General features: G+C 70.6%; 15 protein-coding genes and 6 pseudogenes. 13 read left to right on the top strand and 8 right to left on the bottom strand.

Annotated elements, in window-relative coordinates; translation table 11 throughout:
- Positions 1-23: 23 nt before the first annotated feature.
- The gene (locus tag AC061S_RS03405) at positions 24-2222 is read right to left on the bottom strand and encodes a hypothetical protein (protein WP_478684294.1); all 2199 of its coding nucleotides are present in this window, start codon (positions 2220-2222) and stop codon (positions 24-26) included.
- A 28-nt stretch (positions 2223-2250) separates the two neighbouring features.
- Entirely contained in the window at positions 2251-4797 is a 2547-nt protein-coding gene (locus AC061S_RS03400) for a DUF6603 domain-containing protein (protein ID WP_478684293.1), read from the bottom strand.
- Between the two features lie 405 nt (positions 4798-5202).
- Here AC061S_RS03400 and acpP point away from each other — a divergent pair, with 405 nt between their 5' ends.
- Both acpP and AC061S_RS03390 read left to right on the top strand, forming a co-directional pair.
- A complete protein-coding gene (acpP, locus tag AC061S_RS03395; protein WP_478684292.1) occupies positions 5203-5436 on the top strand; it encodes an acyl carrier protein in 234 nt (77 codons plus the stop codon).
- A gap of 173 nt (positions 5437-5609) precedes the next feature.
- A pseudogene (locus AC061S_RS03390) lies at positions 5610-5948 on the top strand (helix-turn-helix domain-containing protein); the annotation flags it as partial.
- On the opposite strand, the pseudogene AC061S_RS03385 reads toward AC061S_RS03390, so the two are convergent.
- Positions 5945-6106, bottom strand: a pseudogene (locus AC061S_RS03385) (HTH domain-containing protein); the annotation flags it as partial. The pseudogenes AC061S_RS03390 and AC061S_RS03385 overlap by 4 nt on opposite strands.
- Positions 6107-6219: 113 nt before the next feature.
- Here AC061S_RS03385 and AC061S_RS03380 point away from each other — a divergent pair.
- The 9 genes and pseudogenes from AC061S_RS03380 to AC061S_RS03340 all read left to right on the top strand — a co-directional run.
- Positions 6220-6546 (top strand): annotated as a pseudogene (locus AC061S_RS03380) (VOC family protein); the annotation flags it as partial.
- Positions 6547-6555: 9 nt separating this feature from the next.
- Positions 6556-6987, top strand: a pseudogene (locus AC061S_RS03375) (transposase); the annotation flags it as partial.
- A 29-nt stretch (positions 6988-7016) separates the two neighbouring features.
- Positions 7017-7859: pseudogene (locus tag AC061S_RS03370) on the top strand (FAD-binding protein); the annotation flags it as partial.
- 55 nt (positions 7860-7914) lie between these two features.
- Complete coding sequence (gene sdhB / locus AC061S_RS03365; protein ID WP_478684291.1) at positions 7915-8664, top strand: succinate dehydrogenase iron-sulfur subunit; 750 nt, start codon at positions 7915-7917, stop codon at positions 8662-8664.
- Complete coding sequence (locus tag AC061S_RS03360) at positions 8661-9074, top strand: succinate dehydrogenase/fumarate reductase transmembrane subunit (protein WP_478684290.1); 414 nt, start codon at positions 8661-8663, stop codon at positions 9072-9074. Before sdhB ends, AC061S_RS03360 begins: the two co-directional genes overlap by 4 nt.
- Positions 9075-9078: 4 nt before the next feature.
- The gene (gene frdD / locus AC061S_RS03355) at positions 9079-9429 is read left to right on the top strand and encodes a fumarate reductase subunit FrdD (protein WP_478684289.1); all 351 of its coding nucleotides are present in this window, start codon (positions 9079-9081) and stop codon (positions 9427-9429) included.
- 36 nt (positions 9430-9465) lie between these two features.
- A complete protein-coding gene (locus AC061S_RS03350; RefSeq protein ID WP_478684288.1) occupies positions 9466-10563 on the top strand; it encodes a baeRF2 domain-containing protein in 1098 nt (365 codons plus the stop codon).
- A 92-nt stretch (positions 10564-10655) separates the two neighbouring features.
- Positions 10656-11186, top strand: coding sequence for an SRPBCC family protein (locus tag AC061S_RS03345; protein WP_478684287.1), 531 nt, complete (start codon positions 10656-10658; stop codon positions 11184-11186).
- Positions 11183-13504, top strand: coding sequence for an FdhF/YdeP family oxidoreductase (locus AC061S_RS03340; RefSeq protein WP_478684286.1), 2322 nt, complete (start codon positions 11183-11185; stop codon positions 13502-13504). Before AC061S_RS03345 ends, AC061S_RS03340 begins: the two co-directional genes overlap by 4 nt.
- Positions 13505-13721: 217 nt before the next feature.
- On the opposite strand, the gene AC061S_RS03335 is transcribed toward AC061S_RS03340, so the two are convergent.
- Positions 13722-14174, bottom strand: a complete 453-nt coding sequence (locus AC061S_RS03335; RefSeq protein ID WP_478684285.1) for a YbhB/YbcL family Raf kinase inhibitor-like protein — start codon at positions 14172-14174, stop codon at positions 13722-13724.
- A gap of 420 nt (positions 14175-14594) precedes the next feature.
- On the opposite strand from AC061S_RS03335, the gene AC061S_RS03330 reads away from it, so the two are divergent.
- Positions 14595-15182 (top strand): pyridoxamine 5'-phosphate oxidase family protein, encoded by a 588-nt coding sequence (locus tag AC061S_RS03330; RefSeq protein WP_478684284.1) that lies wholly within the window; start codon positions 14595-14597, stop codon positions 15180-15182.
- Between the two features lie 51 nt (positions 15183-15233).
- Here AC061S_RS03330 and AC061S_RS03325 read toward each other — a convergent pair whose 3' ends face one another.
- Entirely contained in the window at positions 15234-18377 is a 3144-nt protein-coding gene (locus tag AC061S_RS03325) for a BTAD domain-containing putative transcriptional regulator (RefSeq protein WP_478684283.1), read from the bottom strand.
- A gap of 704 nt (positions 18378-19081) precedes the next feature.
- Positions 19082-19297, bottom strand: a pseudogene (locus tag AC061S_RS03320) (hypothetical protein); the annotation flags it as partial.
- A gap of 470 nt (positions 19298-19767) precedes the next feature.
- Between AC061S_RS03320 and AC061S_RS03315 the strand changes: the two are divergent.
- On the top strand, positions 19768-21000 hold the full coding sequence (locus AC061S_RS03315; RefSeq protein ID WP_478684282.1) for an MFS transporter: 1233 nt from the start codon (positions 19768-19770) through the stop codon (positions 20998-21000).
- Positions 21001-21087: 87 nt separating this feature from the next.
- On the opposite strand, the gene AC061S_RS03310 is transcribed toward AC061S_RS03315, so the two are convergent.
- Together AC061S_RS03310 and AC061S_RS03305 are read right to left on the bottom strand one after the other, a co-directional pair.
- Complete coding sequence (locus tag AC061S_RS03310) at positions 21088-21804, bottom strand: TSUP family transporter (protein ID WP_478684281.1); 717 nt, start codon at positions 21802-21804, stop codon at positions 21088-21090.
- 81 nt (positions 21805-21885) lie between these two features.
- Complete coding sequence (locus AC061S_RS03305) at positions 21886-24321, bottom strand: WD40/YVTN/BNR-like repeat-containing protein (protein ID WP_478684280.1); 2436 nt, start codon at positions 24319-24321, stop codon at positions 21886-21888.
- Positions 24322-24325 lie beyond the last annotated feature (4 nt).

Genomic DNA, 24325 nt, shown 5'->3' with positions numbered 1-24325 from the left:
TCCGACGTGGGTGCGGGTGGTCGTCAGGGCCGGGAGAACGTCTGGACCTGCGGGAGGTTGAGCATCTGGAGGGCGAACTGCGCGGAGGTGAGGGCGGGGACGTGGTGCGCCTGCGCGAGTGCGGGCACCAGGGCGTCGCCACCGCCGGCCACGTTGAGCACGTCGGCGTCGCCCGGGCGCAGGAAGCGGCCGAATCCGGCCGGCTGCGGGAACTCCTCGATGCGGTATCCGACCTCGGGGCCGCTGATCTTGCGCAGGTCGATCGTGCCGACGTCGCCGATGCCGAAGGCCAGCCCGCGGGGCGGCTCGGCCAGCTCGAAGGTGTCGAACAGGGTGGGGTAGAGCAGCAGGCGCACGTCGGTGCCGTACACGTCCGTCCGTACGGGCTCGACCTCGGTGGTCCCGGCGTAGGCGTTGGTGATCGTCTTGGGGTAGCAGGGGATCAGTGCCGACCTGATCAGCACCCCGCAGACCGCCGGGACCGTCTCCTCGGTCGCCAGGGCGTTCAGGTCGGCGTCCAGGGCGTGGCCGACACCGATGCTCAGGGCGCCGTCGACGGCGGCCCGGATCCAGCCGGGGTCGACGTGGAAGAAACGGATGCTTTCGGGAGGCAGCATGCGGGAGTCCGGCACCAGGTTGTCGAAGGTGAGGATCTCCAGGCGGCGCAGCCGCTGCAGCCAGTCGTGGACCGAGTAGAAGTCCTCGCCCGCCGATTCGCGCAGCAGGTCGCGGACCCCTTGCTGGGCGAGCAGGGTGCGGGGTTCCGCGGCAGCCCGGACCGGCTGGGCGATGACCGTACGACGGCTGCCAGCCCGCAGCTGTTCGGCGGATCGCTCCACAGCCCGGCTGAAGCTGTTGCCGCCGTCCTGGACGAGCAGCCGCTCGAAGGCCTCGCGGGCCAGGGGTGCGGTGAGCTGGCGGGCGGAGACGGAGCGTCCGGCCAGCAGGGGGTGCGAGGCCAGCCTGCGGACGGCGGAACGGGCTGCGGAGCGGAACTCCATGAGGGCGGTGCGGAATCCGGCGTCGGCGAGGGCTGCGGCCCGGCCGGCCGCGAAGGCGGCGGCGTACGCGGTGTCGAAGACGCCGTACTCCTCGACGTAGACGAGCGCTTCACCGGGCGACTCGAGCCGGGTCGCGGCGGCCGGCGGAAGCTGGTGCGCGGGCAGGGCGGTGAACGGCCCGCGGTGGAACGCGACGGCCCGCTCGCCCGTTTCCAGCCGTTGGGGCAGCGCGGTACCGCCGGCGGCGAACCGGTCGAGGGCCACGCGCTGTTCGACGGTGGGGTTGCCGGGGGTGGTGGTGGGTACGCGCAGCCGCAGATCGGGCCGGGGGGTGTAGCCGTCGGTGGTGGCCAGGTGCTGGCACAGGTCGCCGAAACCGATGCCCGTATCGGTCTCGGTCTCGAAGCACCAGGAGGTCAGGGAGACGAGCCGGACGCCCTCGGCCGGGGCGGCGACTCCGTCGAGGAACCGGTCGAAGCCTTCGACGGAGACGAGGTGCACGACGTGCCGGCCGGCCGTGGCCGACGGGAACCGGTTGGCCACAACGATCGCGTTCATCTCGTCCAGGTCGGCCGGCGGGTCGTCACCGGAGCGGACGGCGTCGGGCCGGCCGCCCTCGCGCACATGGGCGAGATATCCCATCTCGACCGGCAGCGGCTTGACCTTGTCGAAGAGCGCGGCGGGCACCAGGACGGTCGCGCAGATCTCCTCGTACTCCTCGGGACGCAAGCTCTGCGGCGCCAGCGTGGGCGGCGTGCCGGGGCCGAGCCGGCCGCCCAGGAGATCACGGACGCTGCCGCCCTGGACGAGGCCTACCGCGTCGGGGTCTTCGGGGAGTTCGTCCTCACGGAAGACCAGCAGGGCCATCCAGGGGACTTCCGGGGCCTGCTCCCCCAGCCGGCGGTTCCACGGAAGGCCGGGAATGTCCAGGTTGATGTGCGGAAGGAGCTGGCTGTAGACACCAACCGTGTCGGGCGACGGGTAGCGGGCGGCGATGCCCTCGGGGTCGATGGCAAAGCGCGGCTGGACGACGTCGAAGCTCTGCGGATCGCCCTGGATGACGCGGTCTTGCCCCTCGACGTCCTTCAGGGTCTGCCGGTTGAAGATCTGGTACCGGCCGGCGTAGAGGGAGGAGATGCGGTGGTCGAAGAACCGGGTGCGGTGTTTGGCCGCCGGCGTGCTCGTGCGCGGCGCGGGTGCGCTGTCGGGTGTGGTGGTCACGGGTGTGCCTTTCGGGGACGGAGGCGGGTCAGCGCGCCGCAACGATCATCGGCTCGGCGGTGAAAGCGGTCGCGGCGGCGTCGGCGTAGGCGCTCAGGTCGGTGTCGAGCGGACCGAGGGCGGTGCCGAGGTCGCCCAGTGCGCCGACGAGGGCGGAACGCCGGGTGCGGGCCTCGGCGCCGTCGATGGTGCTCGCAATGCGATCGATGACTCCGCCCTCCGCGAGCCTCTGCGGGGCCGGGCCCGCGGGGGTGTCGCCGGCGGACAGGGGCTGGTTCCCGTCCGGGGTGATCGCGTCGAAGGTGATGGCGCGTTCGTCGATGAACCCGGTGGAGGTGCCGTTCTGCGGCTGGGGGGAGGTGAGCGTCGCTCCCACGATGCAGTCGGGGAGCAGCTCGCCGCCGTTGCCGGACTCCCCCCAGAGGCTGCGGGGCAGGGCGGCCCGCAGGGTGGTGTGCGACCAGTCGGAGAGGCTGTCCTCGCCGCCGTCGAGGGTGAGCCAGACCCTCAGCTCGCTGTCCTTGCCGGTCTGTCCCATCGGCAGGATGGCGACAGGCTCCGCCGCGGCGACGGGGCTGCTGCTGCGCTCGTCCAGGAAGAGCTTGCTCACGGGGGCCTGCGAGTCGGCAGTGAACTCGAAGCCGGAGCTGTCGACGATCCAGGGCTTCTCCCCGCCCCGGGTCTCCGCTGCCCCCTCGCCGGCCAGGCCCGCGCCGGCGAGGGTCCGCACCATAGTGGTAGGGGGCGGCAGCATCCCCTGGAAGCCGCCCCAGTCCAGGGCCGGCGGGCTGCTGGAGCGTCGCGGACCGAAGCCGATGGTGAAGTCGATGAACCACAGGTGCACCGTCGCCTGCCCGCCGACGGGCGGGCCCCATACCCGGATGCTGACGCCGACCTCGATCGAGATCTTGACCTTGACGAAGGCGACCTTGATGGTCGCGGACACCCCGACCCGCACGCCGATGCCGACGTCGAAATAGAACGGATTCCATTGCAGGTACGCATCGACCTTGGCCGTCAGCCAGGCCCGCAGCATGCCGGAGTGGAAGACGACGTCCAGGCTGCCGCCGGCCATCAGGGACTTCGGCGTCACACCGGCGTAGGCCGTGCCGGAGATGCTGACCTTGCTCCCCACTCCCCAGGTGAATCCCGCCTGCTGCTGCTTGGGGTAGTGGGCGGGCAGCTGCCGGTCCCTGGGGATCGCGCCGACGATCAGCGCGAAGTCGCCGGCCTTCGGGTTGTTGCCGAACCACACCTTCAGGCTGATGCCGCCGCGCAGCCGGCAGGCCGGGTCGATGAGGTAGGTGTTCTCCGTCATGCCGACGCCCAGGCTCAGCTCGCCGCTGTTCGGGCGGATCGTGGCCTCGACGCCGATCTCCACCCGGGCGATCTTCTTCTCGCTCCGGGTGGGCAGTTCCGCGCCGCCCGCGCCGAGGATGCTGATGGCCAGGTCCGAGCCGGTCTGCACGAGGGCCATGGCACGGCCCTTGATGAACTCGAAGACGCTGAAGGCGAATCCCGCGCCGATCCACAGGTCGCCCTCCTGTGCGGTGACCCAGGGGTTCGGACCCCCGACGAGCTTGTTCAGCACCTCGAGCGGGTCGACCTCGTCCTCGTCCGCGCCGATCTCTCCGGGGTTGTCGAGGGCGACCAGGAAGGGGAACTCGCCGATCTGCTCGGCGTTCGGCACCCGGACCCGGCTGTTCCAGCCGAACCCCGCGGCGACTCCCCGCACTTGGAAGGCGGGCGGCCCGAAACCGGTCTCACTGCCGAGCGAGCCGTAGGCGAAGAAGGAAGGCCGGGTGCCCGTTTCGGGTACCACGTACGCGGCCATCGCGGTGCCGTTGAACACGCCGGTGTCGACGATCAGCGCACCACCGACGACGGCCTTGTACGGGGACCTCGCCGGGCGCGCGGTCAGCGCCCCGGCGATGCGCAACGGAGGATTCTCGTAGTTGATGCTGACGCCGTTGTCCCCGTCCGGCGGCGTGATCGGGGACCACCCGCGCACGGCCGGGGATTCGAGGAGCCGGATGCCGCCCCGGCGCTGCGGGGCACTGCGGGGCACCAGGATGCCTCGGTCGGTGACCAGAGCGCGGGGGCCGCGGGGGCGGGCCGTGCGGCCCTGAGGGATCGGCACCGCCCGGCCCAGGCCGTCGCGGCGCTCGGGATCGACGACCGCGCCGCCCGTCCTGCCGACCAGCGGCAGAGTGCCTCCGGGTGTGACCAGCCAGGCACCGTCGGGCAGTTCGGCGCCTGACGGAGTGCCATCGGCGAGCACCAGCCCGCCGGGCCGGCCGAGATCCACGGCGGCCAGGACGCCTGTGATGGTCTCGCCGTCCTCGGACAACTCGATGACGACGGGCAGCGAATCGGCGGACGCCGTGGTGACCGCCCGCCCCGAGACCCGTAGTTCCTCCGGGTCAACCACCGCCTCCTCGATACGAGGAGCCGCGCCCGGGAACACCCGGCCTGCGGCCTCACGATCGGCGAAGAGGTCCGCCGGAAGGTCGAGTACTCCCCCCGGCTGCACCTCCTCCAGAAGCTTCCGCAGGATCTGGACCTCTACTGCCACAGCCGCCACCCATCCGGTCGACGATGAAGTTGGCGCAAGCGGTTGAACCGGGCAGAACGCACGGGACGCCCCCGCCCCCGCAGCGCCTTCCGTCCCATTGGTGTTCACGCCACGCTCCGGTTAATCACCGCCGGCACGGTTTGACTTGTTTGCGCTCGGTGATGACGCGATTACGCATACGCCGCCAATGGCGGGTGCGGCGCGCGTGCGACTGCTGCGGACCAGCCCGCCGCCCCTGTGTCGACCAGCCCTATTTCGGCTTTGAGCAGCCCGTTTCCGCCAGGGCTCCCGTCGATGTGGCCGATCCCTGTCGATTCCGAAGTTCGATGAGAGGTTCGGGAGTATCCGTCGATCCCGTGTGGGACGCTCACCGCGATCTGTCCCATCAAGTAACCGGGAGGCCCTGTGTCCAACGTCGAAGAGCGCGTGAAGAAGATCATCGCCGAGCAGCTGGGCGTCAGTGAGGAAGAAGTACTGAACGGATCTTCCCTCGTCGGCGACCTCGGCGCTGAAGATCAGGACACCGTCGAACTCATCATGGCCCTGGAAGAGCAGTTCGGCATCGAAATCCCTGAGGAGGACGCCCAGAAGATCACCAGCCCTCAGGCCGCGATCGACTACATCCAGGCCCATCAGTAGTAGGCACCCGAATTCTGCCCTCACGACGCCCCGTTCTCCACCCCGTCGGAGACGGGGCATTTGAAATACAGGCCCTGGGAGAGGTCGGCAACTGCCAGATCGGTGTCAGCGTCCATGCCGCCTCCGACACCGCCTCGTGCCCGCTGGCCTGGGCTGTTCCTGCCCCGCCCGAGACGGTCCGCACCTGGCGACGACGGCTCCTCGACCGCGGGCTGGAGGGCATGCGTGACGACACGCGTCCCGGCGTCCCGGCGTCCCGGCGTCCCGCGGAAGATCACCGTGCCGATGTCGAGCGGGTGATCGTCAAGACCCTGGAAGGAACACCGAAGAACGCGACGCACTGGTCGACCAGGTCGATGGCCGCCGCGACGTGGATGTCGCAGTCGGCCATCCCGCGGATCTGGCGGGCGTTCGCCCTGGCTCCTCACCGCTCGCAGACCTTCAAGCTGTCCACGGATCCACTTTTCATCGACAAGGTCCGCGACGTGGTTGGCCTCTACCTCGACCCGCCGGAGACGGGGTCGCCCAGCGTGCGCAGCCGGTCGATGTCACGGCGGACGGTGCGCAAGGTGACACCGAGGCGGTCGGCGAGTTCGACGCCCGTCCAGGCGCGGCGGGTCTGGAACAGGGACAGCAGGCGCAGCATCCGGGCAGGCAGGTCCTGGGTCATGGTCCTCAGGCTGCCAGGCCATGGTGACAAAACCTGTCCTAAAAAGGCTCCTACGGTGGAAACCGCCCCCGCGAGGCACCTCCATCCCGCTTCACCCGTGAAAGGGCGCGCCCATGACCACCACGACTCCCGGCACTGTCGTCGGTTTCGAGATCAACACCACCGACCCCCAGGCCCTGAAGGACTTCTACGGACCGCTCCTGGGCTGGACCTTCGAAGACGGCCCCGACTCCGCCACCCCAGATCACCGCCCCGGGGCAGCGGCCCCCATGGGCCACCTTCGCCAGACCGACGGCGGCGAGGAGACCCTCCGGCTGCGCATCGCCTCCGCGGACGTGGCCGCCGACGCCGCCAGGCTGGGAGACCTCGGGGCGACCGTGACCGCCCCGGCAGCCCCGGCCGCCGACGCCACCACCACCGCCCGCCTGACGGACCCGCGCGGCACCGCCTTCGTGTCCCAGGCCGTCGTCATCGCGACCGGTGTCACCGAGGACGGCGGCCGTGAAGTCCTCGGTGTCATGGTCGGCGACAGCGAGACGGAGGTCTTCTGGACCGAGTTTCTTCGCTCGCTGCGTGAACGCGGCCTGAGCGGTGTCCGCCTGGTGATCTCCGACAGGCACAGCGGCCTGGTCAAAGTGATCCGCAAGGTCATGATCGGAGCCGGCTGGCAGCGGTGCCGCGTTCACTTCGTGCGCAACGTGTTCTCCGTCATCCCGAAGGGATCCGCGGAAATGGTCGCCGCGACGATCCGCACGGTCTTCGCCCAGCCGACCGCCGATGTGGTCCGGGCCCAGCTCGACACCGTCGCGGACATGCTCGGCCGCCAGTTCCCCAAGGTCAAGGAGATGCTGCTGGGGGCAAAGGAGGACCTGACCGGTTGGGACCGCGCGACCGGCTGTCGCAGGCGTTCGTGCACGAGCTCGGCAAGGGCAGGACCGTCCCTACGCCGCACGGGCCGGTCGTCCATCTGGACCTGCGCCACCTCAGCGCGGAACTCATCGACACGAAGCTGCCGTTCGTCCGCGAACTGTGCCTGAAGTACCAGAACATCGACCCGGTCACGGAACTGATCCCGGTGCGCCCGGTGGTGCACTACATGATGGGCGGCGTCCACACCGACATCGACGGGGCCACAGGTCTCGACGGCCTGTATGCCGCCGGTGAAGTGGCCTGCGTCAGTATCAACGGCGCCAACCGGCTGGGCTCCAACTCGCTGCCCGAGTTGCTGGTCTTCCGCGCCCGCGGCGGCCGGGCCGCGGCCGAGTCCGCCGCCGCCTCGGCGGGCAGCGGCCCCAGCGCCGCGGTACTCGCGCAGGCCCGCGACGAGCATCGCCGCCTGGAGCGCCTGGTCGCCCGGCACCCCGACGGCCACGACGGCCACGAGCGCATCGCGGACATCCGTACCGCGATGCAGGACACCATGGAGAACGGCGCCGGAATCTACCGCGACCGTCAGTCCCTGGCCACCGCGGCCGACGCGCTGCGCCGACTGCGGGAGCGCTACGGCCGTGCGGCCGTCGGCGATCACAGTCGGACGTTCAACACGGACCTGATCGCCCTGCTGGAGCTGGGCTGCATGCTGGACGTCTCCGAGACCACCATCACTTCCGCGCTGGGCCGCGAGGAGTCCCGAGGTGCTCATCAGCGCACCGACTTCCCCGCGCGAGACGACCAGCGCTACCTGGCCCATTCGCTCATCCATCGAGAACCCGACGGTACCGGGCGGGTGGAGTACCCAGCGGTGACCGTCACCCGCTGCCCCCCCCCCCCCCCCCCCGGGGGGAACGCGTGTACGGGAGGCGGTAGCCATGCCGGATACCGAACGGATCACCCTGCAGGTCGCCCGCTACCGGCCGGAACAGGAGGGCGAACCGACCTGGCAGTCCTACGAGGTGCCGTTGCGCAAGGAGTGGACGGTCCTCGACGGTCTCAACCACGTCAAGGACCACCTGGACGGCACCCTCTCCTACCGCTGGTCCTGCCGGATGGGCATCTGCGGCAGCTGCGGAATGACGGTCAACGGCAACCCCCAGCTGGCCTGTTCGGCCTTCCTGACCGACTCGGTCCCCGGACCCTTGCGCGTCGAACCGCTGGACAACTTTCCGGTGATCCGCGATCTCGTCGTCGACATCGGCGATTTCATGAACAAGCTGCCGGAGGTCAAGCCCTGGATCATCCGAGGCGAGGACAAGCCGCTCGACGAGGGCGAGTTCATGCAGACGCCGGAGGAGATGGACGAGTACAAGCAGTACAGCATGTGCATCAACTACATGCTCTGCTACGCGGCCTGCCCGGTGTACGCGCTCGATCCGGACTTCGTGGGGCCGACGGCCATCGCCCTCGCCCAGCGCTACAACCTCGACTCGAGGGACGAGGGGGCCGCCGACCGGCGCGACGTCCTGAGCTCCGCCGCCGGTGTGTGGGCCTGCACCTTGGTCGGCGAGTGCGCCACGGCCTGCCCCAAGGGGGTGGACCCGGCCGGCGCGATCCAGCGCTACAAGCTCACGGCGGCCACGCAATCACTCAAGCACCTCCTCTGGCCATGGGGTGAGCGATGAGCGAAACGCCTGCGCGGCCTCGGCCGGCGCCGCCGTACCGCAAGCCGGTCCCCACGCTCTGGTGGCTGCGGCGACGTGCCTACTTCGTCTTCGTGCTGCGGGAGCTCAGCGGCGTGTTCGTCGCCTGGTTCTTGGTGTTCCTGCTGCTCATGGCCGGGGCGATCGCCGACGGCAGTGGCGAGTACGAGCGGTTCCAGGACTGGAGCAAGCAGTGGTGGGTGGTCCTGCTGAACACGATCGCCCTGCTCTTCGTCCTGCTGCACACCATCACCTGGTTCGGCCTGGCCCCGCGGGCCATGGCGGTTCGTGTGCGCGGCCGACGCGTCCGGCCGGGCTCCATCCTGGCAGTCCACTACCTGCTGTGGGCGCTGCTGACGGCGGCCACGGCATGGCTGATCCTGAGTGGGTAGAGCGATGAGCTGGAAATCGCCGGAACCGCTGCTGTGGCTGCTCTTCAGCGCCGACGGCATGGCCGCCGCCCTGCTGGTACCCGTCCTGCTGTTCCTGTTCGGCATCGCCTTCCCGCTGGGCTGGCTGGCGGCTCCCGACCACGCCCACCTGCTCTCGGTGCTCAGGCACCCCGTCACCAAGGTGATCCTCTTCGGGCTGTGCCTGCTGTGCCTCTTCCACTGGGCGCATCGCTTCCGCTACACCCTGTACGACGGCCTTCGGCTCAAGAGGCTGAGCGCCGCGATCAGTCTGTTCTGCTACGGAGGCGCGGTGGCGGGATCGGTCGCGGCCGGGATCCTACTGTTCCGGATCTGACGCGACGGCGTCATCATCGAAGGTGGAGTGGTGGTGATGCGGCTGTCGTTCCTGGAGCCCCTGTACGCCGAGCCCGGCCCGTTCGCCTCCGTCTACCTCGACACATCCCGTGACGTCGAGCATCCGGAGCGTACGATCGACCTGCGCTGGCGACGGCTGCGCGACGCCCTGGCCCGCCAGGGTGCGGACCGGCCGACGCTCACCGCCATCGAACGGGTGGTCGGCGAGGACGCGGATGTACCCGGGCCGCACGGGCAGGCCATCTTCACCGCCCACGGGGCTCTGGTGCTGGACGGAGAGCTGCCACAACCGCCCACGCACGACTCCGCGCGCTACAGCACGCTGCCCGACGCGATGCCGCTGGTGACCCAGCACCTGCCGGAGATCCCTTACCTGGCCGTGATCGTGCACTACCGCGGGCTTCCCACGGCCGAGACGCACGGCACCGTGACGGTCGACGCCGAGGCGGGGATGTGGCCGGTGTCCACCGTCACCCCGGGAGAGCGGCTGCACCTGAGGGTCCCGGTGGCCGACTGGCACGCCGCCGCCGTCCGACTCGGCCACCGGCTGGACGAGTGGGCACGACACCACGGCTCGGACACCGTCATCGTGGGCGGGGACGACTGGGCGGGCAACGTCCTGGTCCGCCGCCTGCCGGGTGGGCTCCGGCGCCGGATCGTACGCGTCGCGGGACCGTCGCCGGCAGACACCGGGCGCGCGCTCCTGGAGCCACAGCTGAACAGCGTCTTCCACCACCGTATGGCCGCGCACGACCGGGAGCTCGCGGACATTTTCATCGGCCGACGAGCACTGCACGGAGCCGCGTGCGAGGGCCTGGCCGCCACCGTCGCCGCACTGCAGCGCGGCCAGGTCTCGGCACTGCTGCTCAACCACCCGCCCGCGCCCTCCCTGCGGCTCTGGGTGGGCCCGCAGGCCACCCAGCTGGCCCTGACGGAGGCGGAGCTGCTCTCCTTCGGCGTGCGGGCACCGCGCGAGGAGCGCGCCGACGAGGCGCTGGTGCGGGCCCTGGTGGGCACGGGCGCCGAACTGGTCCTCGTACCGGAGAGCAAGCTGGGGCTGTACGAGGGCGTGGGCGCACTCCTGCGGTACACCGACCCGGGGACACAGTCCTGAGGCGGACGCGCACCGCGGTTTCCGGCTCGCGCGGCGGACGGAATGTGCCGACACTGGGCGGGAACGACAGCGCGAGGGAAGCGGAGCCGGCCATGGGCGTGATCGAGGAGTCGGTCGATGTGGCCGCCCCGGTGCGCGCCGCCTACAACCAGTGGACCCAGTTCGAGAGCTTCCCCCGGTTCGTACCGGGCGTGAAAGACGTCGAGCAGCTCGGTCCCGCCCTGGTCCGCTGGGTTACCGGATGGGGCCCGGTCGCCCACGGGTTCGACGCGGAGATCGTGGAGCAGACACCCGATGAACGCGTGGTCTGGCAGAGCCTGGACAGCCCGCACCACACCGGTTCGGTGACCTTCCGTCCCACCGCCGGCGACCGCACCCGGGTATCCCTGCGCATGGAGTACGCGCCGCAGGGCCTGCTCGGGCGGGCGGTGGACGCCCTCGGTGGGGTCCGGCGCGGGATCCACGGCGGGCTAGGGCGGTTCAAGGCGTTCGTCGAGGGCCGGGAGAAAGAGACCGGGCCTGGCGCGGCGCGATCAGCCGCGGGCATGTCCGCCCCGGGCGGCTGCGGCCCAAAGTGCCGTGCTGGCCCTCGGGCTGACCGGCGGACGAGGCAGGGAACATGAGCAGAGAACCGGAAGAACCGGGCCGGACCCCGGAGGACCCTGCCGGGACAGAGGTCTCGATCGCCCCGCCCAAGACCTGGGCGGTGGGCGTACCGGCGGTGGCCCACGCCCTGCGGTACTCCCTGGAACAGACGACGGTCCGCCGGACCGCGCTGACTCTGCTCAACGTCAACCAGACCAAGGGCTTCGACTGCCCGGGGTGTGCCTGGCCGGAACCGGACCCGGCCCACCGGCAGCTCAACGAGTACTGCGAGAACGGCGCCAAGCACGTGGGCGACGAGGCGACGTCCCGACGGATCACGGCCGGGTTCTTCCGGCGGCACCCGGTCTCCGAACTGGCCACGAGATCCGCCCAGTGGCTCAACCAGCAGGGTCGGCTCACCGAGCCCATGGTCAAGCGGCCCGGCTCGGACCACTACGAGCCGATCGGCTGGGAGGAGGCGATCGGGCTGCTGGCCGAGGAGCTGGGCCGGCTGGACTCCCCCGATGAGGCCGTCTTCTACACCTCGGGCCGGGTCAGCAACGAGGCCGCCTTCCTCCTCCAGTTGTTCGCCCGGGCCTTCGGCACCAACAACCTGCCGGACTGCTCGAACATGTGCCACGAATCCAGCGGCGCCGCCTTGCACGAGACCCTGGGCGTCGCCAAGGGAAGCGTCAGCCTGCACGACATCTACCACGCCGATCTGGTCCTGGTCGTGGGCCAAAACCCCGGCAGCAACCATCCCCGGATGCTCTCCGCCCTGGAGCAGACCAAGCGCAACGGCGGACGCATCGTCGCCGTGAATCCGCTGCCCGAGGCAGGTCTGAAGCGGTTCAGACACCCACAGAGAGCGCGCGGTGTCATCGGCCGCGGGACCGTGCTCGCAGACGCCTTCCTCCAGATCCGGCTCGGCGGTGACCTCGCGCTGTTCCAGGCGCTGAACCGGCTGCTGCTGGAGGCCGAGGACGCAGCTCCCGGCATCGTGCTCGACCGGGCCTTCATCGACACGTACACGACAGGGTTCGACGCATTCGCCGAGCACGTCCGGAAGGTCTCCTGGGACCAGGTCACCGCCGCGACCGGGCTGACGCGCCAGGACATCGAGAACCTGCGCGACCTGGTCCTCGACAGCCGGCGGATCATCGTGTGCTGGGCCATGGGGCTGACGCAGCACAAGCACGCGGTGCCCACCATCCGCGAGATCGTCAACTTCCTCATGCTGCGCGGCAACATCGGAAAGCCCGGCGCGGGCGTCTGCCCCGTGCGCGGCCACAGCAATGTGCAGGGCGATCGCACCATGGGCATCTGGGAGCGGATGCCGCAGCAGTTCCTGGACGCGCTGGGAGACGAATTCGGCTTCACCCCGCCGACCGGGCACGGCTGGGACACCGTGCAGTCCATCAAGGCCCTGCTCGACGGCCGCGCCACTGTGTTCCTCGGCGTCGCGGGCAACTTCGTACGGGCCACCCCCGACAGCCGCGTCACCGAGCGGGCGCTGCGGCAGTGCCGGCTCACCGCGTACGTCTCCACCAAGCTCAACCACTCCCACACGGTGTGCGGTGAGACCGCGCTGATCCTGCCCACCCTGGGCAGAACCGAGCGGGACGTCCAGGCGGGCGGGGAGCAGTTCGTCACCGTCGAGGACTCGATGAGCGAGGTCCACGCCTCCCGCGGCCGGCTGGAGCCGGCCTCCCCCGCGCTGCTGAGCGAGGTGGCGATCCTGTGCCGGCTGGCCCGCCGGACCCTCGGTGACACGGTGCCCGTGCCGTGGGAGGAGTTCACGGCGGACTACGGCGCGATCCGGGACCGGATCGCCCGGGTCGTGCCCGGCTTCCACGACTTCAACGCCCGGGTGGCCAGGCCCGGCGGCTTCCGGCTGCCCAACCCGGTGAACGACGGAACCTTCCCCACCCCCGGCGGCAAGGCCGTCTTCACCCGCAACGCGGGCGAGATGCTACGGGCGCCCGAGGGCCATCTACTGCTGCAGACCCTGCGCTCCCACGACCAGTGGAACACCGTTCCGTACACCGAGAACGACCGCTACCGCGGCATCCACGGAACCCGGCGGGTCGTATTGGTGAGCCCGGCGGACCTCGCCGCACTCGGGCTGGCCGACGGCGAACGGATGGACATCGTGAGCACCGGACCGGACGGCACGGAGCGCCGCGCGGAGAACTTCCGGCTGGTCGCCTATCCGACCGCACGTGGCTGCGCCGCCGCCTACTACCCGGAGACCAATGTCCTGGTGCCGCTGGACAGTACGGCCGACATCAGCAACACGCCCACATTCAAGGGGATCGTGATCAGGCTGGAACGCACCGCGACCGCGACCCGATGACCCATGGGGCATCAGTCGTCTCCCGAGGATCCGGTCCGTGCGGCGCGGGGCGTGGGGGTGACGGACGAGCGGCTGCTGGCCCGCCTCGCCGCGTACGTGGTCGGCGACGGATCCCTCGGTATGCCGGCCCGTGCCCGCGGCGGGCCCACGGCCTCGGGCACCGCGCGACGGTCGCGTCGGCCTGCTTCGTCCGGCTGTAAGGCGCCCATGGCTGCGATCAGCGCTGGTACGTGCCGACCAGGGTGCCGACGGCCAGTTCCTTGCCCTTGACCGCGCGGTGCACGGTGTCGACGGTCGGCCTGCCGTGCAGGGTGAGCGGCTCGGACAGGGCGTACAGACGGAAGAAGTATCTGTGCGGCCCGTGCCCCGGTGGAGGCATCGGCCCACCCCAGCCCACGCGCCCGAAGTCATTGGGCCACGGCAGCCCGCCCCGGGGTTTCTGCCCCTCCTCCGCCCCGGTGGCCCCGGGATCGATGCCGGTGACCAGCCAGTGGAGGAAGGTCCCTCCCGGGGCATCCGGGTCCTCACAGAGCAACACCAGCTCCGCGGTCCCCTCAGGCGCCGCCGACCAGGTCAGGGGCGGCGAGACGTTCTCCCCCTCCCCGCTGTACCGGCGGGGGATCGCGGTGTGATCATCGAACGCGGCACTGCTGAGTTCCATTCCGGTCATGCGCGGCGCACTACCCGCGGCCGGCGGCGCGGACACCGGCCCACAGGGCAAATGCACCCGATCAGCGGCGTCCGCCCCCCCTCTTCCTCAACCTCGCCGTCGCCGCCGCGAGCGCAATGGTCACCGTCAACACCGTCGTCTACGTATTCACCGGGCACTTCTCCCTCTCCCACGCCTGCTAGCTGCTGACCTACCCGAAACGGCGAACACCACGCCCGTCACCCCACCCAGTGGACCGGCACCGCGTCATGGCCGTGCTCACGCTTCTGCAGGAGCCGCCGACGGCCCAAGGCGGCGGGTCGGGGCCGCTATCTGACCGCTATCTGGCCGCTATCGCGATGGTCGACGCTTTCCCTGACTGCTTATGAGGGGTGCATCAAACCGCGACGACACGCCGCTCGAGTCAAGGGGAGCCGACTGATGTTTCACGCCGGCAACCGTGAGTTGCAGGACCGGTTCGACACCCGGCGGATGGCCGACCGGATCGTCGACAAGCTCGTGCACGACCGGTTCACCGAGCACGACCGGGAGTTCATCGAGCGGCTGGACATGTTCTTCCTGGCCACCGCCGACGAGCAGGGCCGGCCGACGTGCTCGTACAAGGGCGGGGACCCGGGATTCGTCCGGGTGCTGGACGAGCGGACGCTGGCCTTCCCGTCGTACGACGGGAACGGCATGTTCCTGTCGTTCGGCAACCTGCTCCGCAATCCGCACGTGGGGATGCTGTTCATCGACTTCGAACACGGCCGGCGGATGCGCGTCGAGGGGCAGGCCCGCGTCGAACTCGCGGACCCGTTGCTCGAAACCTGGCCGGAGGCGCAGTTCGTCGTCCGTGTGACTCCGCGTGCCGTCTACCCGAACTGCCCGCGCTACATCCACCGCATGCGAGTGGTGGAGCGCTCGGGTTACGTGCCGCACGCGAACTGCGAAACGCCGGTGCCGGACTGGAAGCGCGCCGACTGGGCGAAAGACGTACTGCCAGAACGCGACCCCGCGCGGACCCGCTGAACCCACAGGAAGGGATCACGGGCCACCACGATCGCCGGCCTGGGGAAGCGCTCACTCCTCGAGCCGGGCCGGTGTGTCCGAGACCCCGTGCCAGGACTCGGCCAGCGTGGCCAGCCGGCTCTGGCTTGCCCGATGGCCGCCCGCGGCAGCCCGGTGGATGGCGTCGTCCAGCAACGCGGACGCGTCCGGCTGCCGGCGGCTCACGGCGAGCGCGCACCGGGCCAGCCGTGCCTCGTAGTGGCCGAGGGGCGGCCCGGTGGCCAACGCGCGATCGACGTGCTCGGCAGTGTCCCGGAGCCGCCCCGAGGCCATGAGCACGAGCGCGAGCCGCGCATGCGCCCACGACGCGAAGAGCGGCAGGTGCTCGCTCTTCTCCAGTGACCGACGGAAGGCGTCCTCTGCCGCGGCCATACCACCGGCGGCCTCGTGCGCGATGCCGAGGCTGCGCAGCGCCGTGGCAGTCCACCCGCGGTGCCCGACGCGCTCGGCGATCGACACGGCCTTCGTGGCCGCATCGAGGGCATCGCCGGTCCGGCCGAGCGCAGTGAGCGCCTCGCTGTGGTGCCACAGGGCCATCGCCTCGCCTTCGGCGTAGCCGAGGGACCGCGACAGGTCCAGCGCCGCCTCGGTGTCCGCCAGCCCCTCCTGCGGCCGGCCCGCGAAGACGAGCGCGTGGCCGCGGGTCGATCGCGGCGTGATGACGCGCAGCAGGTTGCCGGCGTCGGCGAAGAGCTGCGCCACCCGGTCGAAGGCTTCGATGGCCGCGTCGACGTCGCCGTCGAGGAAGGCCGCCATGGCCTGGGCGTCGAGGATGTCGGCAACCCCGCGGGCATCGCCGGCCTGCTCGAACAGCGTCAGCGCTTCGTCGTACCGGCTCTGCGCGCGAGCCCGGCGTTCGAGGTTCATGTCGATGATCGCGCCGGTGGCCAGTGCGCGGGCCCGCGCGGCGGGATCGGCGCCGGCCTCCACCAGCGCCAAGTCGACGAGGCTCTCGGCGCGGATCAGGTCGTCGGACCCGGAGGCGAGGACGGCCAGCCGGGTGAGCAGCCGGGCCCGCGCCCCCGGGGTGCGCGCGAGGGAGAGGGCACCGCGCAGGTCGTCACGCGCACCGCGCAGGTCCCCTGCCCGGGCTCGCGTCTGGGCCCGCACCTCCAGCAGGTCCCCGCGCGTGGCGTCCGCCGGGTCGCCCGACAGTCCGGCCTCGGCGAGCCGTTCGGCCTCACGGTCGTCGAAGTGGTCGAGCCGTTCCCGCGCCGCGGCGGCGTAGGCGCTCGTCGCCGCCGGACGGTCTCCCGCCCCGGCCAGGTGGCGGGCCCGCTCCCCCGGTGTCGCCGGATGGGAGAGGAGCGCCCGGGCCACCAGCTGATGCAGCCGGACCCGTTCCACCGCGTCGAGAGCGTCGCGTACGGTGTCGCCCACCAGGTCGTGGGCCACGGAGAAGCCGCGGTCGTCGCCGCGTACGAGCTCCGCGCGGGCCAGCGATCGCAGCTCTGCCGTGATGGCCTCGACCGCCGCCCCGGCGGCGTCGGCGAGCAGCCGCGGTGAGGCCGGCCTCCCCAGCAGGGCGAGCACTCCCAGCACTTCGCGGGCCGGCGGTGATTGCCGCTCGGCGCGCAGCAGGATCGAGCGCCGCCGGCCGGCACGCGCGGCGGCGCGGGCATGACCGATGACCTCCTCCGGGGGATCGTGCGCGACGGCACGGAGGACCTCCAGCACCGCGAAGGGGGTGCCGTCGGTCTCCTCGGCGAGCAGCTCCGCCAACACCTGGCCCTCGACCAGGCGGTTGATGGCCGCGGCGTCGAGCGGACCGAGCCGGATCTCGAGCGGACGGTGAACGGCCCGCAGGTCGGTCAGGAAATGCTCTCCGGTGATCTCGTCGGGCCGGTAGGCGAACACCATCACGACGTTCTCCGCGCGGGCGGCGAGGGTGGCGAGCACCTCCAGGCTGCTCGCGTCGGCCCACTGCAGGTCATCGAGCAGCAGCAGCGACGGGCCGGTGGCCGCGAGCACGCGCACGCACGACTCCAGGACCAGGGAGCGCCAGGTCCGCGCGTCGACCGGGACCGGGGCGCGGGGGCCGGCCAGCTCCGGCAGCAGCTCCCCCAGCGCGGCGTGGGAGCGGGACGGCAATACCGTGGCCGGCGAAATACCGATGCCCAGCGCGGCACGCAGCAACCCGCGCGCAAGGCTCCAGGGTGCCTCCCGCTCGGGTAGGACAGCCCGGCCTGCGATCACCGGACGCCGGGAGACCGCTGCCAGCTCGGCGAGCAGGCGGGACTTCCCGGAACCGGGCCGGCCGGCCACGAGCGCCACGTGTTCGGCGTCGCGCAACGCGGCGAGCTCGCGGTCACGACCGACGAACGGCCTGCCTGGCGGCGCCGGGGACGCCGGTGGCTCCGGGGACGCCGGGGACGCCGGGGACGCCGGGGACGCCGACGAGGGGACGGCCCTCAGCTCGCCACGGAGCAGCTGCCGGTGCAGCTCGGCCGCCTCGCGGGTGGGATCGACTCCCAGTTCCTCGGCGAGCCGGTGCCGCAGCTGCCCGTACGCGGCCAGCGCCGCCGCTTGGTCCCCGCTCGCGGCCAGAGACCGGATCCGCAGCAGGTGTGCGGCTTCGCGCAGCGGCGCGGCCGAGACGGCGTCGGAGGCCAGCTCGACCGCCCGGCGGGCATCCCCGACACGCAAGGCCGCGGCCGCCCCGATCTCCAGCGCATCCTGATGGGCGCGTTCCAGCCGCTCGCGATGCGGCTGCGCCCAGTCCGCGTACGTATCCTCGGGCCAGGGGTCCCCCCAGGCCGCGAGCGCCCCTTCGATCGCGGCCAGCGCAGCCGCCGGATCGCCATCGAGCCGATGACCCGCCGTGTGCACGGCCACCTCGAACGCCTCGGCGTCGATGGCCACCGCGGAGTCATCGTGGAGGACGTACCCGCCCGGGACGGTCCGGATCAGTGATGCCGCCCCCAGGGCGCGCCGGGCGCGGTTGACGAGCGCGTTGAGGTTCGCGTCCGGATCTGCGGGTCGACGATCTCCCCACAGCGCCTCCACCAACGCGTCCCGGGTCACCACCGTGCCGCGGCGTGCGACGAGCAGCCGGATCAACTGGCGGGTGAGCCGACCGCCGAACTCTTGCGACGTCACCTCGACGCCGTCCCGGCGCACGGCGAACCTCCCGAGGACGTTGATCTCAAGCGGCACCGCTGTGCTCCTGCTCGCTAGGCGACTGTCATCCGGCGGCAATACCAGCTACCAGTTCCCAGCGTCCCGCAAAACCGTGGCCGACCCGACCCTGGCAGGACTGTCCGCGCCAAGTGGTCGCCCTGCCGGCACACCGGACGGTCAGCAGCCGCGGGACACATACCCGCACCATGCTGAGCATTTGCTGACCCCATCGCGACCAGAAGCACTCTGACCTGCGCAGATACCCAGATGTCAGGTGCTGGACCTGAACATCGTACGAAGCATGCGCATACTCCCGATTTGTCCGCTCCCTGCCTGCTTCACGCAGGTCAAGGGAGGTCTCCGGAGCCTACAACGATTCGCATCTTCGGTCCGCTTTCCCCGGGTCTCGCGGCCACCGCCGGGGAGGACACCGGCATCGTCCGCGCGCGCATCCTGAGCCTGCTCGGCACTCGCCTCTTTGCCCGCCACTGCTACGTCGAGTACGCAGACGCCCACGCCGAGCGGCTGGTGCGCCACCTGCTGGACGGCGTGAACGATGCCACGGACATGGACCTCTTCGGCTACTGGGAGCTGCTCGGTGAGCCGGGCATGGCCCGGGCACGCGAACTGGTGGTGGCTGCCTGGTGGGCCAACCCCAAGGCATGGGCGGAGAAGTTCCTCATGGGGCGCTGGAGTGGGCCGAGCGCGGCCTGCGGGAGGCCGAACTGCCGGGCGGCAGGCCGCCCGGCCCAGCCGGTGGCGGCCACCACCTCGCGCGCGATGTCCACGGCAGGCCGTCCGTCCGTCACCACCCGCACGGTCCCTGCGCAGGCCCGCTGGTCCAGCAGCCGTGCATTGCGTGCCCTGCCCTTCAGCTCCTGCTCCAATTCCGAGCCGCGTTCCCGGCCGACCAGCCGCTCGCGGGCGGTGGCGTCGGAAGCCGTGAGAAAGACCCGGGGACAGGTAGCCGTCCAGGACGGCCGGTGAGGTTGCGGGTCGACCATGCGGGGATTCCCGGCCGGGCCGCCGCGCGCGCCACTGCTCCCGCTCACCGAGGACAAGCAGCAGGAGCTCCAGCACCTCCTCGTTACCCTACCCGCGGACATACCGCCCGTACCTGCCGCTGACGCATGACTGCATGAGGCGGGCACGACGGACGCGTCGGCCCACCTCACCTAGCGACGCAGCTGCTGCTGCAGATTCAGTGCCGCTCTGCGATCCCATCCGGCTGCGCCCTGAGGGTGTGCCGGTGGATGGCCGCCCATGCCGATGCCGAACCCGGCAGCGAGCTGGGCACAGGTGTCCTCGCACCGAAGATGAGCGAGGGGCGGCGGCCCCGCATGACACTGGTGATCTCGGTGGAGAATCCGTCTACCAAGAGCTCGTCGTCACAGGACATCCGTAAGGACCAGGCAGACTGCCGGGAATGAACGAGATCGTGCCGCCCGCCGACGGCGCCCGCGACGGAAATCAATGGCTCACGCCAGGCGTCAAGGGCATTGGATCCGCCAGTCTCCTCGCCGATGTCGGCCACGAGATCCCCACCGCCCTCCTGCCGTCCCTGCTGACTTCCCTCGGCGCACCGGCCGCGGCTCTGGGCGCGATCGAAGGGGTTTCCGACGCCCTGGCCGGCGCGGCCAGGTTCGGGGGCGGCGTCCTGGCGGACGACCCGTCCCGGCGTCGCAAGGTCGCCGTCGGCGGCTACGCGGCCACCGCCGTGCTCGGTGCCGCGACCGCCGGGGCGACCGCGGTCTGGCAGGTCGGCCTCCTGCGGGCCGCAGCCTGGACCGCCCGCGGCCTGCGCGTCCCCGCCCGTAACGCCCTCCTCGCCGACATCGTCCCCCCTACTGCCTACGGACGCGCATACGGCTTCGAGCGGATGATGGACAACCTGGGCGCGATCTTCGGCCCCCTTCTGGCCCTCGGCCTGGTCGCCTGGCTCGGAGTCAGCTGGGCCATCGGCCTCTCCGTGATCCCCGGCCTGCTGGCCGCGGCCGCGATCGTCTACGCGATCCGCCGGACACCCCGTCCCGCCAGCCGGGTCAAGGTGCCCCTCAAGATCCGGATCAAGCCGGTCCTCCAAGGCGACCTCGGCAGGCTGATGGCCGCGGTGGCGGCCTTCGAGTTCGGCAATGTCGCCACCACCCTGCTCATCCTGCGGGCATCCGAGCTGCTCGCGGTGGAGCGCGGCGCGAAAACCGCGACCACGATCGCTCTCGGCCTCTACACCGCGCACAACATCGCCGCCACACTCGTCTCCGTACCCGCAGGCCGACTCTCCGACAGGCTCGGACCCCGCGGCCCGGTCATCGTCCTCGCCGGCGGCGTCGTCGGCTTCGCTCTCTCCTACGGCCTGTTCACCGTCGACGCGCCCGCCATAGCCTTCCTCGCCGTCCCGTTCATCCTGGCCGGGATCGGCATCGGCGCGGTCGAGACCGCCCAGCACTCGGCCGTCGCGGCCTTCGCCCCCGAGGACCTGCGTGGCTCCGCCTTCGGCATGCTCGCCGCCGTCCAGTCCTTCGGCAACCTCGCCGCCAGCACCCTCGCCGGCATCCTCTGGACCGCCTTCTCACCCGCTGCCGCCTTCGCCTACCTCACAGCCTGGATGCTCCTCGCGCTGGCCGGACTGACCGTCACCTCCCGCATACTTCGGCGCTGAGCCGCCGTAGGAAGGCAGAAGCCCCCGGACCTTCCGGGGGCATCTGCGGAACCTCGTACCGGTCAGGTCGGATTCGGAGGGCCCGCCTCAAAGGCCCGCCAGCAGACGCCCGGTGTAGCCCGCCATAACTGTCCAGAACAGGCCTGTGTATCCGCGCTCACCGATTCTGGTGTTGAACCGCCTGCCGAGGAACGTTGCGAAGAGCATCAGCGGCAGACATGCCAAGGCGACGAGATAGTCCCCGCCCGTAAGCAGCGCGGCATCCGTCCATACGGCGGTTTTCGTGGCATCCCCGACGAGTGAGGCCATGGAAAGCGCACCTACGAGGTGAAGGCGATCCAGCGCCAGTCCGCGGACCGCAAGCCCCTTGAGGGGTCCCGACGTACCGCTGAATCCGGACGTCGCCCCCGCGGCGAACGCCATCACCGGGGAACCGGCCCGCTGCCAGCGGGTCAGATTGAGCGTTTCCACCAGAAACGCGGCAGCGAAACTGAAGATGACCGCGCAGGTCACAGCCCGTTCGGGCGCGGAAACCAGCAACTTGGCCCCCAGGAACGATCCTGCAGCGACCAGGACGATCACGACGGCTGCCTTGCGGAAGGGGAGCGTCGTTCGGTAGGCGAAGACCTTGACCAGGTTGTTGGCGCCAAGAAGAAGCGCCGCCAAAGCCACCCCGGACTTGGTGCCGAGGACGAGCGCCAGAGTGGGAACAAGAATCAGGCTGCCACCGAACCCGGCCGAAGCGGACAGTGTGAATGCGGCAGCCACAGCCAAGAACACAACTGGAAGCAGAAATGGCTCCATCGGTGCTCCTCAGTCTGTCGGACCACGACGTCGGCCCGGCCTGACGACCGGGCCGAAGATCGGGCCGAAGATCGGGTCGCCCTACGGGATCGTCGACAGGTCGATCCGGAACATCCCGCGGCCGTGAGTCACACAGACGAGCGTCTCGTCCATCCAGAACAGGTCGTCGACCGAGCAGTTGGTCGGGCCCTCGTTCGTCGGCGACCAGCTCGCCCCGGCGTTCTCGCTGGCGAACAGCCCGACCTCGGTGCCGCAGTAGAGCAGCTTCGTCCGCCGCGGATGCACCGCCAGGGCCCGGATCGGAGCGCGTGGCAGAGCGGTGGCGAGGTTGGTCCACCGCGCGCCGGCATCCGTGGTCACCCACAGGTTGCCGCGCTCGTATCCGCCGAACGCCACGTAGACGGTGTCCGGGTCCGTCGGATGCACGGTGATGCAGGTGCAGTAGCGCCGTGGCGTCAGCGGACTCGGGCCCGTCACACCGACTCGCGACCAGGTGGGCGTCGTCGCGGTGCCGTTGGCTGTGCGGAAGACCATGCCGTCCTCGTGGCCCACCCACACCGCGTCCGAGTCACCGCGCGTCACCGCGATCGCGCTGATCATCGAGCCGGCGTTGGGCTTCACCGCCCGCCAGGTCGGCCCAGTGGTGGCGGTGTTCGGCTGCTTGGCATTGTCCGTCCGCCACAGCGACAGCCCGCCTGCCAGGATCCGGTTCTCATTGTTGGGATCGAGCATGAAGGGGGCGATGAAGAGCGCGTCCTCGTTCTTCGCGTCCGTGATGCGGAAGGGCACCTGCTTCCAGTCCCAGTCGCCTGTCGCGAAGTTGAAGAACTGGCCGCTGATGTAGCGGTCACCTTGTGTGTCGTCGGTGGTGGCACCATCGGTGTTGCGGTGGATGTTCAGGAAGACGTACTCGCCGTAGAACACGTCGGGGTCGGTCGGGTCAGAGGCACACCAGCCGCCGTCACCGCCGAAGAACGGCCGCCAGTCCTGGGTGCCGAGGGCAGGGTTGAAGGTGAGCGAGCCGTTGTCCTGTGCACCGCCGATGATCTTCCCGCTGCCGACGTGGCCCGCCCCGCCGAAGAACTGGGTCACACCGTAGTTGTTCACCAGCTCGGTCCAGCCGTTCACGAACGGAGGCTGCGGCTCGCTTCCCACAACGGCCAGGTCGTCCGCCTTGAACACTCCACCGTCGTTGCCGAAGAACACCGTTCGGTTGGTGAGCCCGTCGTAGGAGGGGTGCGAGACGATGGCGTGCTGGTCGGCGTGAGCCGAGCCGGGATCCCACCACGTGCTGATCTCGGCCAGATGGTCGCCGCCGTCCGTGCTGCGGAACAGGTTGACTCCGCCGACCAGCACCAGGTCCGCGTCGGTCGGGTCCCCGGCCCAGATCGCGTTGTCGTACCAGCCCTGCTTGCCCAGGTAGTCCGACGGGAGGCCACCCGTGGTCAGTGTCTTCCTCTTCTGGTAGCTCGCACCGCCGTCCCGCGACCGCCAGATCTGGCCGGTGGTCATCTGAACCGACGCGTAGACGATATCCGGGGCCTTCTCCGCGTACGCGAGCTCGACCCGGCCGATCCACGGGCCGTTGACCGCGAGGTCCCAGGTGAGACCGCCGTCCCGGCTGAACCAGGCCGCACCGTCCCGCAGCGCCCCGGCGACCGCCTTGCTGCTGTCCTGAGGATCGAATCTGACGTCGCCCAGAGGGTTGTCCAGGACTTTGGTCCAGGTGGCCCGCGCGGGATCGGCGCTGCGGAAGAGGCCGGTGGACGTGGCCGCGAGCACGACCTTCCCGGACTGCGACACCGCGATCCGGCTCACGAACCGGAAGTCCGGGGTCTGGGTGGCCGTGATCGGAGTCCAGTCGACCGCGTCGGTCGTGACGAAGATCCCGTTGCCGCGTATGGCATCGAGGTTCTGGAAGGCCTCACCGGTCCCCACGTACATCGTGTCCGCATCGGACGGGTCCCGTGCGATGCAGGCGCACGCGAGGTTCTCCAGGAAGTCGTCGACGGGGTCCCACTGGGCACCGCCGTTGTCGGTGTGCCACACGCCGCCGCCGGCGCTCACGGCCCACATCCTGTCCGGTTGCACCGGGTGGATCACGATGCCGCGCGTGCGCCCACCGATGTTTCCGGGGCCGAGCCACATCCAGTTGGCCAACTGCAAACCGCCCGTCGGGGCAGGCCCTCCCCTGGTCCCCTGACCATTCGGTCCGGTCGGTACACCCGCGATCGCCGGTGGGGTCTCGCGACTCAGCAGATCCTTCACCTGCTTGTAGGCCGTGCCCAGGGCGTGCGGCCGGACGCTTCCGTCGTCGCTGCGCTCCTGCTTGAGGCGGAAGAGCCCACGGGCGGTGGGGAGGTCGGGAAAGTCGAGGCGGAGCAGGGCCCGCCGCACTGCGGCTTCGGGCAGGGCCAGGAGCGTCTCGTTCGTCGTACCCCGGGCTCGGCACAGCAACTGCACCTGCGCGACGCTGATGTTCTTCGATTGCGCGAGTTCTTCGTCTGAGATGGTCATGATG

The organism is Streptomyces sp. CA189 (assembly GCF_056428985.1).
Note: the sequence above shows the minus strand (reverse complement) of the source record. Positions and strands in the feature narration are given on the sequence as shown.